This is a genomic window from Streptomyces viridiviolaceus (genome assembly GCF_014650995.1).
GTDB lineage: Bacteria > Actinomycetota > Actinomycetes > Streptomycetales > Streptomycetaceae > Streptomyces > Streptomyces viridiviolaceus.
On sequence record NZ_BMWA01000007.1, the window covers coordinates 1 to 11869 of the forward strand.

At 71.2% G+C, this 11869-nt stretch carries 11 protein-coding genes, 1 pseudogene and 1 riboswitch; of the genes and pseudogenes, 8 read left to right on the top strand and 4 right to left on the bottom strand.

Annotation, left to right across the window (positions count from 1 at the left end; translation table 11 throughout):
• The 5 genes from IE260_RS11120 to IE260_RS11140 form a co-directional block, all read left to right on the top strand.
• Positions 1 to 489 (top strand): flavodoxin-dependent (E)-4-hydroxy-3-methylbut-2-enyl-diphosphate synthase (locus IE260_RS11120; RefSeq protein ID WP_189870492.1); only part of this gene is annotated, 489 nt, incomplete at its 5' end.
• 27 nt (positions 490 to 516) lie between these two features.
• Positions 517 to 2433, top strand: coding sequence for a 1-deoxy-D-xylulose-5-phosphate synthase (gene dxs, locus IE260_RS11125; protein WP_189870494.1), 1917 nt, complete (start codon positions 517 to 519; stop codon positions 2431 to 2433).
• Entirely contained in the window at positions 2434 to 3819 is a 1386-nt protein-coding gene (locus tag IE260_RS11130; protein WP_189870496.1) for an aspartate aminotransferase family protein, read from the top strand.
• A gap of 87 nt (positions 3820 to 3906) precedes the next feature.
• Complete coding sequence (locus tag IE260_RS11135) at positions 3907 to 4551, top strand: helix-turn-helix domain-containing protein (protein WP_189870498.1); 645 nt, start codon at positions 3907 to 3909, stop codon at positions 4549 to 4551.
• The gene (locus tag IE260_RS11140; RefSeq protein ID WP_189870500.1) at positions 4548 to 4667 is read left to right on the top strand and encodes a DUF6126 family protein; all 120 of its coding nucleotides are present in this window, start codon (positions 4548 to 4550) and stop codon (positions 4665 to 4667) included. The genes IE260_RS11135 and IE260_RS11140 overlap by 4 nt, the downstream gene beginning before the upstream one ends.
• 35 nt (positions 4668 to 4702) lie before the next feature.
• Here the strand turns inward: IE260_RS11140 and IE260_RS11145 are convergent, their stop codons facing one another.
• A complete protein-coding gene (locus IE260_RS11145) occupies positions 4703 to 5500 on the bottom strand; it encodes a tyrosine-protein phosphatase (protein ID WP_189870502.1) in 798 nt (265 codons plus the stop codon).
• Between the two features lie 436 nt (positions 5501 to 5936).
• A riboswitch (cyclic di-AMP (ydaO/yuaA leader) is annotated at positions 5937 to 6096 on the top strand.
• Between the two features lie 2 nt (positions 6097 to 6098).
• Between IE260_RS11145 and IE260_RS11150 the strand changes: the two genes are divergently transcribed.
• Positions 6099 to 7040 (top strand): M23 family metallopeptidase, encoded by a 942-nt coding sequence (locus IE260_RS11150; protein ID WP_189870504.1) that lies wholly within the window; start codon positions 6099 to 6101, stop codon positions 7038 to 7040.
• A gap of 216 nt (positions 7041 to 7256) precedes the next feature.
• Positions 7257 to 8042 (top strand): SGNH/GDSL hydrolase family protein, encoded by a 786-nt coding sequence (locus tag IE260_RS11155; protein WP_189870977.1) that lies wholly within the window; start codon positions 7257 to 7259, stop codon positions 8040 to 8042.
• 14 nt (positions 8043 to 8056) lie between these two features.
• Here IE260_RS11155 and IE260_RS11160 read toward each other — a convergent pair.
• Together IE260_RS11160 and IE260_RS11165 are read right to left on the bottom strand one after the other, a co-directional pair.
• Positions 8057 to 8657: pseudogene (locus IE260_RS11160) on the bottom strand (TetR/AcrR family transcriptional regulator).
• A 79-nt stretch (positions 8658 to 8736) separates the two neighbouring features.
• Positions 8737 to 9315, bottom strand: coding sequence for a carboxymuconolactone decarboxylase family protein (locus IE260_RS11165; RefSeq protein ID WP_189870506.1), 579 nt, complete (start codon positions 9313 to 9315; stop codon positions 8737 to 8739).
• A gap of 172 nt (positions 9316 to 9487) precedes the next feature.
• On the opposite strand from IE260_RS11165, the gene IE260_RS11170 reads away from it, so the two are divergent.
• Positions 9488 to 10675, top strand: coding sequence for an MBL fold metallo-hydrolase (locus tag IE260_RS11170; RefSeq protein WP_189870508.1), 1188 nt, complete (start codon positions 9488 to 9490; stop codon positions 10673 to 10675).
• Positions 10676 to 11131: 456 nt separating this feature from the next.
• On the opposite strand, the gene IE260_RS11175 is transcribed toward IE260_RS11170, so the two are convergent.
• Complete coding sequence (locus IE260_RS11175; RefSeq protein ID WP_189870511.1) at positions 11132 to 11659, bottom strand: nucleoside-triphosphatase; 528 nt, start codon at positions 11657 to 11659, stop codon at positions 11132 to 11134.
• Positions 11660 to 11869: the final 210 nt, after the last annotated feature.

Sequence of the window (11869 nt, forward strand, 5' to 3'; positions counted from 1 at the left end):
CCGGCGTTCCAGGGCACGATCAAGTCGGCGGTCGCCTTCGGCGCGCTCCTCTCGCAGGGCATCGGCGACACCATCCGGGTGTCGTTGAGCGCCCCGCCGGCCGAGGAGGTCAAGGTCGGCATCCAGATCCTCCAGTCCCTGGGGCTCAGGCAGCGTCGCCTGGAGATCGTGTCGTGTCCCTCCTGCGGCCGCGCCCAGGTGGACGTCTACAAGCTCGCCGACGAGGTCACGGCCGGGCTGGAGGGCATGGAGGTGCCGCTGCGCGTGGCCGTCATGGGCTGCGTGGTCAACGGTCCCGGCGAGGCCCGCGAGGCCGACCTCGGGGTCGCCTCCGGCAACGGCAAGGGCCAGATCTTCGTGAAGGGAGAGGTCGTCAAGACCGTCCCGGAGTCCAAGATCGTGGAGACGCTGATCGACGAGGCGATGAAGATCGCCGAGCAGATGGAGAAGGACGGCGAGTCGGGGGAGCCGGCCGTCACCGTGAGCTGAGCAGCACGGACCGAAGGGGGCACGAGCGTGACGATTCTGGAGAACATCCGGGGACCACGCGACCTGAAGGCGCTGTCCGAGGCGGAACTCGGTGAACTGTCCGAAGAGATCCGTGACTTCCTGGTGCACGCCGTCGCCCGGACCGGCGGCCACCTCGGGCCCAACCTGGGCGTGGTGGAGCTCACCGTCGCCCTGCACCGGGTGTTCGAGTCACCGGCCGACCGCATCCTCTGGGACACCGGCCACCAGAGCTACGTGCACAAGCTGGTGACGGGCCGTCAGGACTTCTCCAAACTGCGCGGAAAGGGCGGCCTGTCCGGCTACCCCTCCCGCGAGGAGTCCGAGCACGACGTCATCGAGAACAGCCACGCCTCCACGGCGCTCGGCTGGGCCGACGGCCTCGCCAAGGCCCGTCAGGTGCAGGGGGAGAAGGGCCACGTGGTCGCCGTGATCGGGGACGGAGCCCTGACCGGCGGCATGGCCTGGGAGGCCCTGAACAACATCGCGGCCGCCAAGGACCGCCCGCTGATCATCGTCGTCAACGACAACGAGCGGTCGTACTCGCCGACCATCGGCGGCCTCGCCAACCACCTGGCGACGCTCCGCACCACCGACGGCTACGAGAGGATGCTGGCCTGGGGCAAGGACGTCCTCCAGCGCACCCCGGTGGTCGGCAACACCGTCTACGAGGCCCTGCACGGCGCGAAGAAGGGCTTCAAGGACGCCTTCGCACCGCAGGGCCTGTTCGAGGACCTGGGCCTGAAGTACGTCGGCCCGATCGACGGGCACGACATCGGGGCCGTCGAGTCCGCTCTGCGGCGCGCGAAACGCTTCCACGGACCGGTGCTCGTGCACTGCCTCACGGAGAAGGGCCGCGGTTACGAACCGGCCCTCGCCCACGAGGAGGACCACTTCCACACGGTCGGCGTGATGGACCCGCGCACCTGCGAGCCGCTCGCGCCCGCCGGCGGGCCGTCCTGGACCTCCGTGTTCGGCGACGAGATGGTGCGGATCGGGGAGGAACGCGACGACGTCGTGGCGATCACGGCGGCCATGCTGCACCCGGTCGGGCTCGGCCCCTTCGCCACGCGGTTCCCCGAGCGGATCTGGGACGTCGGCATAGCGGAGCAGCACGCCGCCGTGTCCGCCGCGGGGCTGGCGACGGGCGGACTGCACCCGGTCGTCGCCGTCTACGCCACCTTCCTCAACCGCGCCTTCGACCAGCTGCTGATGGACGTGGCGCTGCACCGCTGCGGCGTGACGTTCGTACTGGACCGGGCCGGCGTCACCGGCGTCGACGGCGCGTCCCACAACGGCATGTGGGACATGTCCGTCCTCCAGGTCGTGCCGGGGCTGCGCATCGCCGCCCCGCGCGACGCCGACCAGTTGCGTGCCCAGTTGCGCGAGGCGGTCGCCGTCGACGACGCCCCGACGCTGCTGCGTTTCCCGAAGGAGTCCGTCGGCCCCACCGTCCCGGCCGTGGACCGGGTCGGCGGCATGGACGTCCTGCACGCCGCCGAGCGGCCCGAGGTGCTGCTCGTGGCCGTCGGGGTGATGGCGCCCGTCTGCCTGCAGGCCGCCGAGCTGCTGCAGGCCCGCGGCATCGGGTGCACCGTGGTGGACCCGCGCTGGGTCAAGCCCGTCGACCCGGCGCTCCCGGAACTGGCCGCGCGACACCGGCTGGTGGCCGTCGTCGAGGACAACAGCCGCGCGGCCGGGGTGGGTTCCGCGGTGGCGCTGGCGCTGGGCGACGCGGAAGTCGACGTACCCGTACGGCGGTTCGGCATCCCGGAGCAGTTCCTGGCGCACGCCAAGCGCGCCGAGGTGCTGGCCGACATCGGCCTCACGCCCGTCGAGATCGCCGGCCGGATCAGTGCGAGCCTGGCCGTCAAGGAACAGGCCGGGGACGGCCGGACCGTCCGGCCGGGGCAAGGAGAGAACTGAATGACCAAGGAGTTCGACCTCGGCAGACTCTTGGCCGAGCGCGGAGCCGAGCGCTACGAGCTGCACACGCGGCACCTCAACCACCAGCTTCCGCGCATGCTGCGCACCATCGGCTTCGACCGGGTCTACGAGCGTGCCGAGGGTGCGTACTTCTGGGACGCGGACGGCAACGACTACCTGGACATGCTCGCCGGGTTCGGGGTGATGGGGCTGGGCCGCCACCACCCCGTCGTCCGCAAGGCGCTGCACGACGTCCTCGACGCCTCCCTGGCCGACCTGACCCGGTTCGACTGCCCTCCGCTGCCCGGGCTGCTGGCCGAGAAGCTGCTGTCCTACAGCCCGCACCTGGACCGGGTGTTCTTCGGCAACAGCGGCACGGAGGCGGTCGAGACGGCGCTGAAGTTCGCCCGGTACGCGACCGGCAGGCCGAGGGTCCTGTACTGCTCGCACGCCTTCCACGGGCTGACCACCGGATCGCTGTCCGTCAACGGCGAGGCCGGCTTCCGGGACGGCTTCGCCCCGCTGCTGCCCGACACCGCGGTCCCGCTCGGTGACCTGGACGCCCTGGCGCGGGAGCTGAAGAAGGGCGACGTCGCCGCGCTGATCGTGGAGCCCATCCAGGGCAAGGGCGTGCACGAGGCCCCGCCCGGCTATCTGCGGGGCGCGCAGGAGCTGCTGCACCGGTACAAGGCGCTGCTGATCGCCGACGAGGTGCAGACGGGCCTCGGCCGCACCGGGAGGTTCTACGCCTACCAGCACGAGGAGGGCGTGGAGCCCGACCTGGTGTGCGTCGCCAAGGCGCTGTCCGGCGGGTACGTACCCGTGGGGGCCACGCTGGGCAAGGACTGGATCTTCCGGAAGGTGTTCTCGTCGATGGACCGGGTGCTGGTCCACTCGGCGAGCTTCGGGTCCAACGCGCAGGCCATGGCGGCCGGACTCGCCGTGCTGGCGGTCATGGAGGACGAACAGACCGTGGCGAACGCCGCGGCCGTCGGCGAGCGGCTGAAGTCCCGGCTGGCGGCGCTGGTGGACACCTACGAACTGCTCGCCGACGTCCGCGGCCGGGGCCTGATGATCGGCATCGAGTTCGGCAGGCCCCGGTCGCTGAAGCTGCGCAGCCGCTGGACGATGCTCCAGGCCGCGCGCAAGGGGCTGTTCGCGCAGATGGTGGTGGTGCCCCTGCTGCAACGGCACCGGATCCTGACGCAGGTCTCCGGAGACCACCTGGAGGTGATCAAGTTGATCCCGCCGCTGATCGTCGGCGAACGCGAGGCGGACCGGTTCGTCGACGCGTTCACCGAGGTCATGGACGACGCCCACAACGGTGGCGGCCTGATGTGGGACTTCGGCAAGACCTTGGTCAAGCAGGCGGTGGGCAACCGGTAGGCGGCTCCCGCCAGGCCGTGACCTTCCCGTTTTTGCCTGTGAGGCAACAAAATTGCCCCAGAGGTAAATCTCGGGCTGAATGGAGGTATGAGCTCCTCTGAGACCGAGCCGCCGGTCGATCCGGCGGAAGCGGTGTCCGTCGTGGCGCCGCAACTGCGGGCCCTGCGTCGCCGGGCCGCCCTCACACTGGAGGCCGCGGCCCGTTCCGCGGGACTGTCGCCCGCCCACCTCTCCCGGCTGGAGACCGGGCAGCGCCAGCCCTCGCTGCCCATGCTGCTCGCCCTCGCCCGTATCTACGGTACGACCGTCTCGGAACTGCTCGGCGAGACGGTGGCGGACCGGGACGCGATCGTGCGTGCCGCCGACATGGAGCCGACGGTGGCGGGCGGCTGGACGTACTGGCAGGCCGGCTCCGCAGGCCGCGGGATGCAGGCCCTGCGCGTCCACGTGCCGTACGGCTCCCAGGGCGACATCGTGCGGGTGCACCCCGGCGAGGAGTGGCTCCACGTCCTCAGCGGCCGGCTGCGGCTGCGTCTCGGCGACACCGTGCACCTGCTCGGGCCGGGCGACAGCGCGCACTTCGACTCGTTGACCCCGCACCGGATCGCCGCCCGGGACACCGACGGGGTCGAGCTCCTCTTCGTGCACACCCTGCTGCAGGCGCCCACGGCCGCGCTGTGCCTGGGCCCCGCCACCACCGCACCCCACCCCACCTCTGGAGAGACGCCATGAGCAACATGGAGGAGAAGTTCCCGCGCGCCCTGTGGATCCGGCTGATCATCTACGTCGCCGTGGGCCACGCCTTCGCGGGCTTCATCTATCTGCTCTTCGAGGTGGGAGCCAAGTAGGAGAGCGGGGCCGGGCGGGCGCCCGGCCCGGCGGGTCAGTCCAGCATCCGCTCGCGCAGCCGCTCCCGGGTCTGCGGGGTGATCCGCAGGCCCTGCTCCAGATAGGCGTCGACCCCGCCCCAGGTCTCCTCGACGGTCTCGAAGGCCGCCGCCAGATACTCGGCACGGGCGTCGAACAGGGGGCTGAGCAGTTCCATGACCTCGGGGGAGTAGGCGGAGGCCGAGGAGGAGCTGCGCCGCACCTTGTAGCGGCGGTGCTTGGCGTTCGACTTGAGGTAGTCGTCGAGGATGGCGTCGCGCTCGACGCCCAGGGCGAGCAGCGTGACCGCGATGGACAGGCCCGCGCGGTCCTTGCCGGCCGCGCAGTGCATCAGGGCCGGGACACTGTCCTCGGCGAGCGCGTGCAGCACCTGGGAGTGCTCCGCCGTGCGCTCCTTCACGATCATGCGGTAGGAGTCGATCATCCGGGTCGCGCCCTTGCCGTCCGCCAGGATCCCGCGCAGCTGGTCGAGGTCGCCGTCGCGGACCATCTTCCAGAACTCCGCGCCGTCGGCGGGGTCGCTCAGCGGAAGGTTGACATTGCGCACGCCCGGCAGCGCGACGTCCGGTCCCTCGAGCTTCTGGTCGGCCGCGTTGCGGAAGTCGAAGATCGTGTGCAGGCCCAGGGTGGAGAGGAAGGCGGCATCGTCCTCGGTGGCGTGTGCGAGGTGGCCGCTGCGGAACAGCACGCCGTGCCGCACCCGGCGCCCGTCCACGGTCGGCAGTCCGCCCACGTCACGGAAGTTGCGCACACCGCCCAGTTCGGGCTCGGTCGACGGGACCTGCTGCGTCACGAGGGCTCCTCCCACTCCGCCCCGCCGGCACTGCTCGCCCGCGGGCACCGACTCGACGATACGGCATTCCTTGCTTGCGGCAATGAGTTGTCCACAGGTGATGTGAGACGACTAAGGCATGAATGAACTTTCTGTCCGAATTGTGGATTTAGCTCCAACTTGCCCTGGAGTGGATGGTGCTGGCGCGGGCCGTCGTGAGGAGCGTCATATCCGTGACGGTGCGTTGTTTATCATGTCCACGTAATACGCACGTTTTTCAAGGCTGTTTGCCGGAAGTGGCGTTCTCCGAATCGACGGAGGGTGACCGGTAATTCCCCTAAAGGATCAAGTGAAACACCTGCCCGAGGAACCCCTCGCTTGTCCGGTTGCGTCGTGGTCCCTTACGTTCACCACCGATCCGGACGGACGCCTAATCCTGCCGCCGACCGGAGCCCCAATTCATCCATCACCCGTACACGGCAGGAGCGGGGGACCCACAGGTACAACCGCCTGTTCCGGTCTCAGGAACGGCTAGGGGTAAAGCCGCGCTCCGGTGCGGCCGGGCATCTCCAGCCCGCACCCGACAGCTCACCTCGCAGGCGCCGGAGAGGAATTCGCCATGCCTGCGAAGGGTAAGCACCGCCGTACCAAGGCTCAGCGTCTGACCCGCACCATCGCCGTCGCCGGCACCGGTGGCGCCGCGCTCGCGCTTCCCCTCATGGGGGCCGCCACCGCCCAGGCCGCGCCTGCGCATTCGGTTTCCGAAAAGGCCGTGCAGTCCGTCGCGGTGGCAGCCGAGAAGTCCGCCGACAAGAGCGCGGCCAAGAAGTCGGACACGCGGACGTACACCGTGAAGAGCGGTGACTACCTCTCGAAGATCGCCGAAGAGCAGAACGTCACCGGTGGCTGGAAGAAGCTCTACGCGGACAACCGCGAGGCCGTCGGCTCCGACCCGTCGCTGATCCACCCCGGTCTGAAGCTCTCGATCGGTGAGAAGGCCGCGACCGGCGCCGCCAAGCCGTCGGCGGAGTCCTCCGCCAAGCCCACGAAGCCGGCCGCCCCCGCGCCCAAGGCGTCCGAGAAGTCCTCGGAGAAGGCCGAGGCCGCCACGTCGAAGACGACCACGCAGTCCGCCGGGACCGCGAGCGCCTCCACCGGCTTCACCTCCCCCGTGGCCGCCGGCACCGTCGGCACCCCGTACCACCAGACCGGCAGCATGTGGTCCAGCGGCTACCACACCGGCACCGACTTCGTCATCCCGACCGGCACCCCGCTCAAGGCCGTCGGCGCGGGCACCGTCGTCTCCGCCGGCTGGGGCGGCGCGTACGGCAACCAGGTCGTCATCAAGCTCGCCGACGGCCACTACGCCCAGTACGCCCACCTCTCCTCGATCTCCGTCTCCAGCGGCCAGTCCGTGACCGCCGGCCAGCAGATCGGTCTCTCCGGTGCCACCGGCAACGTGACCGGCCCGCACCTTCACTTCGAGATCCGCACCACGCCGAACTACGGCTCGGACGTGGACCCGATCGCCTACCTGCGCTCGCACGGCGTCTCCGTCTGACGCACGGTCCCTCGCGACTCCGAAGGCCGGACCCCGATCCCCGGGTCCGGCCTTCGGTGTCCCCGGTGTTCCGCGGCGGATATTCCGGAGTTGGCGAACACTTTAGGAGTGGCTTTTCTCACCGCCCGTCAACCCCTTCCTACGGTCGCGTAGGTCACATTCGAAGGTGAATCATGGGCCGACGTGGCAGACGATTCGAAGAGTGACAGCAGAGCAGTGATCGGGTCGTACGTGGCGGTGGGGGACAGCTTCACCGAGGGCGTCGGCGACCCCGGCCCCGACGGGGCGTTCGTCGGCTGGGCCGACCGGTTCGCCGTGCTGCTCGCCGACCGGCGCCCCGAGGGCGACTTCACGTATACGAACCTCGCCGTGCGCGGCAAGTTGCTCGACCAGATCGTGGCGGACCAGGTTCCCCGAGCCGTCGAACTCGCGCCGGACCTGGTCTCTTTCTGTGCGGGCGGCAACGACATCATCCGGCCCGGCACCGACCCCGACGAGGTCGCCGAGCGCTTCGAACGGGCCGTGGCCGCGCTGGCCGCCGTGGCCGGCACCGTACTCGTGACCACGGGCTTCGACACCCGCGGGGTGCCCGTGCTCAAGCACCTGCGCGGCAAGATCGCCACCTACAACGGGCACGTCCGGGCCGTCGCCGACCGCTACGGCTGTCCGGTGCTCGACCTGTGGTCGCTGCGCAGCGTGCAGGACCGCAGGGCCTGGGACGCCGACCGGCTGCACCTCTCACCCGAGGGGCACACGCGCGTGGCGCTCCGCGCGGGCCAGGCGCTGGGCCTGGAGATCCCGGCCGACCCGGAGCAGCCCTGGCCGCCGCTGCCGCCGCGCGGCACCCTCGACGTCCGGCGCGACGACGTCCACTGGGCACGCGAGTACCTGGTGCCGTGGATCGGGCGCCGGCTGCGCGGCCAGTCGTCCGGGGACCACGTCACGGCCAAGGGGACGCTGTCGCCGGACGACATCAAGATGCGGATCGCCGCGGTGGCCTGAGGACGGCCCGTGTCTCACCGCCGGGAGGCCGTCAACACACCCCGGTACAGTCCGAGTTCGCGGGCGAGCGCCTCGTCCACCCACTCCTGGGGCCCGGGCCCGTGACACGGCGCGCCCGAACGACGTCAGCTGGACGGCCGGTCCGTCGAGCAGGGCCGTCAGACGCAGGGCGGCGCCTTCGGGGTCCGGGCAAGGGAACTCGCCGGCGGCCACCCCCTCGGCGATGACCTCGGCGAGCGCGGCCTTCCACCGCCGGTCGAGTTCCCGCGTGACCTCTCGCAGCGCGGGTTCGCGCAGTGCCGCCGCCCAGCCCTCGATCCACAGCCGCCAGCCCTTGGCCCGGCCGGTCGGGGCGTACCACCGCACGGCCGACCGCAGCCGGCGCAGCGCCGACGTGCGGCGGCCGAGCAGGCCGCGCAGACGGGCGAGGTCGTCCTCGGCCGCGCAGGTGAACGCCGCGGCGACCAGCTTCTCCTTCGTCGAGAAGTGGTGGAGCACCAGCGCGTTGCTCACACCGAGGGCCGAGGCCACGTCGGCGATCCGTAACGCCGCCACGCCGCGCGCCGCCATCTGCTCGACGGCGGCACGGAGCAGCTCCTCGCGCCGCTCCGTCACGCTCAACCGGACTCTCACCACGTCCGTCACCCTGTACAGCCGTGGCGACCTGCGGAGACGCCCGCTGCCGGCCCCGGACTCAGTCCGTCGCGCCCGCGGTGCTCCGGCGGGCGTCGCCGAGGTCGCAGGAGTCCTTGAAGCCCTGACTGGTCAGCCCGAGCGCCGAGTTGATGCGGGAGCGCAGGTTCTCCACGGCGACCATGGCCGTCAGCTCCACGAACGCGGGCTCGCCGAGGCGCAGCCGCAGCCGCTCGGCCAGGTCGTCGCCGACGGTGGGCGGGGTCGCCGTCATGGCCTCGGCGTACTCCATGACGTCCCGCTCCAGCGGTGTGTAGACGTCGCTCTCCCGCCACACCGGCACGTCGTGGAGCTTTCGCCGGTCCATGCCGCGTTCGGTGTTCTCCCAGTGCCCGAAGTCCATGCACCAGGAGCAGCCGACCGAGGCCGCCGACGCCATGACCGCGAGCGCCTTCAGATCGGAGTCCAGCTTGTTCCACTTGGCCACGGACTGCTCGAACCGCAGGTCGCCCCAGAGTACGCGGGGGTTGTGCGCGAGCGCCTTGCCGGGGTCGAGGACCTTGCCGTACGTGCGCCTGGAATACCACTCCACGACACGGAAGAAGAGCGTCCGGGGCGGGGTGAGCGATACGCGGGCCATGAGGGCCACCTTCCTGTCCGTCGAGCCGTTCCGGGCGCTCGGCAGCGGGCGCCCTCATCGACACGACGAAGGCGGGGAGCACGGACGTGACATCCGGCGGACAGGCGCGGACCGGAGCTGTCACACCTGGCGCCCATAATTGGGAGCCTGACCTACTCCACCTGGAGGTACCGTGGCCGGTTTCCGTTCCCCGAGCCCCGGGTTCCGCATGCCGCGGCCCGTGGCCTTCGGCGCGGACCCGAGTGGTGAGCGCATGGAGCGCATCCGCAGATCGCCGCACTTCCGCGACGGCGTCTTCCAGAATCCCGGGGGCGCGGCCCGGACCCGGCCCTCCGGGTCGGCACGGGAGTTCGCCAAGATCTACTTCGACAAGGAGGCGCGGAGCCGCCGTGCCCCCGGCGGCACGCTGCCGGTGCACGCCACCACGGTGGCCGACCTCGCCCGGCCGCCCGCCACCGGGCTGCGGCTGACCTGGATGGGGCACTCCAGTGTGCTGGCCGAGATCGACGGGCAGCGGGTGCTGTTCGACCCCGTCTGGGGTGAGCGCTGCTCCCCCTTCCCCTTCGCCGGACCCAAGCGGCTGCACCCGGTCCCGGTGCCCCTCGCCGCCCTCGGCCCGGTGGACGTCGTCGTGATCTCGCACGACCACTACGACCATCTGGACCTGCCCACGATCAAGGCACTGGCCGGCACGGACACCCTGTTCGCCGTGCCGCTCGGCGTCGGCGCCCATCTCGAGCACTGGGGCGTGCCGGCCGCCCGGCTGCGCGAGCTGGACTGGCACGAGTCGACGCGGGTCGGCGGCCTCACCCTGACCGCCACCCCGGCCCGCCACTTCTGCGGCCGGGGCCTGCGCAACACCCAGCACACCCTCTGGGCGTCCTGGGTCGTCGCCGGGGAGCGGCACCGCGTCTACCACAGCGGCGACACCGGCTACTTCGACGGCTTCAAGGACATCGGCGCCGCCCACGGCCCCTTCGACGCGACGATGATCCAGATCGGGGCGTACTCGGAGTTCTGGCCGGACATCCACATGACGCCCGAGGAGGGCATACGAGCCCACCTCGACCTTCAGAGGGGCGCGGCGGGCGGTGTTCTGCTGCCGATTCACTGGGGGACGTTCAACCTGGCGCCGCACGCGTGGGCGGAGCCGGGCGAGTGGACCAGGGACGCGGCGGAGGAGGCCGGGCAGGCGGCGGCGTTCCCTCGTCCCGGCGAGCCGTTCGAGCCTGTGGGGAAGCTGCCCTCTGAGCCCTGGTGGCGCGGGGTGTCCCAGCCCATCGCTCACCCGTGGCGTCGGCCCGCCGAGGTCGTCGCCGAGACGCGCGGCGGCGATCTCGACCTGGCGGGCGATCGGTGACGGCGAGGAGGACGACCTCGGCGGGAGGGTGAGCCTGCCGGCTCGTCTTCCGGACGACGAGCGCGACGGCGAGATACGTGCCCTGGACGGCGCTTCCCGACGGGAGCGTCAGGCGAGCGCCCGGCAGTTCAGGCGCTCGTCAGCTCCCGTCTGGGGGTGCAGCTGTGGGCGCACAACCCGAACGCGCTGATCAAGCATCCATTCCACCGAGCGCGTCGAGGTACGCCTCCTCGTCGGTGTCGCCGACCCATACGGGGTCAGGGCCAGGTCGTCGAAGAGGCCGCCCATCGGACCGCAGTCGGCCGGGGCGCTCGGCGCGGCAGGTCCTCACCGCTCCGCAGCACCCGTTCAGCGTCCGGCTGATGGAGACCACCGCACGGCTGCCGGCGCGGATGCGTGCCTGAGACATCCGGTCCCTTGGTCCGGCACGCCGGTCCAAGGCACTCGGAGGACGGGTCATGAGTGCCCGGGCTCCAGCCGGGCAGCGAGTGCTTCGGGCAGGTCGTCGCGGTTGGCCGGGGTGAGGCGGACGACGTCGACGTCGGGGCGCTGTTTGAGGGCGTCGGTGAAGGGGTCTCGGTGGGCCTGTACCGTGGCGACGATGTCCACGGCCGTGTCGAACAGTGCCTGGACCGCGTCCCGGAACGGGCTGCAGGCCAGTTCCATCCTGCCGAGCTCGTCCATGAGAACGAGCCGCCCGGGCACCGCCGTCGTCCGGAGGGACGGCAGCGCCAGCTGTTCCATGACGCTCAAGTCGACCCCGTACCGCCCGACACGGGTCGGGCCCGGGAAGTTCGTGTGGGCCAGGACCGCCCGCCTGCCTGTCAGTGTCTCCAGGGCGAAACCGACCCGGGTGCCGGCCTGCCGGATCTCCTCCGTGGTGAAGCCGACGGCCTCGCGGGTGCGCAGCAGCGCCGCCAGGCGGCGAACGGCGGTCGTCTTGCCCACGCCCGGACGTCCTTCGAGCAGAATCCTTGTCGGCACACCGCCACCATCGGCGCGCGTTCGGCGGGCGAACGCCGCTGATCGGGTGTTGCTCTGCGGACCGGTGTCCGCGCCGCTGCCCGCGGGCAGTGCGCCGCGCGGTGCGCAGGGGTGGGCCGATGCCGCCGCCGGGACACGGCCCGCCCCGCTGCTTCTTCCGCCTGTAGGCCCCGTCCGAGCCGCCCACCCTGCACGACCGGCCGACCGTCG

Excerpts from the sequence above, each read along its gene's own strand:
- IE260_RS11130 (WP_189870496.1), top strand. The coding sequence starts at position 2,434 with ATGACCAAGGAGTTCGACCTCGGCAGACTCTTGGCCGAGCGCGGAGCC.
- IE260_RS11135 (WP_189870498.1), top strand. The coding sequence starts at position 3,907 with ATGAGCTCCTCTGAGACCGAGCCGCCGGTCGATCCGGCGGAAGCGGTG.
- IE260_RS11140 (WP_189870500.1), top strand. The coding sequence starts at position 4,548 with ATGAGCAACATGGAGGAGAAGTTCCCGCGCGCCCTGTGGATCCGGCTG.
- IE260_RS11150 (WP_189870504.1), top strand. The coding sequence starts at position 6,099 with ATGCCTGCGAAGGGTAAGCACCGCCGTACCAAGGCTCAGCGTCTGACC.
- IE260_RS11165 (WP_189870506.1), bottom strand. The coding sequence starts at position 9,315 with ATGGCCCGCGTATCGCTCACCCCGCCCCGGACGCTCTTCTTCCGTGTC.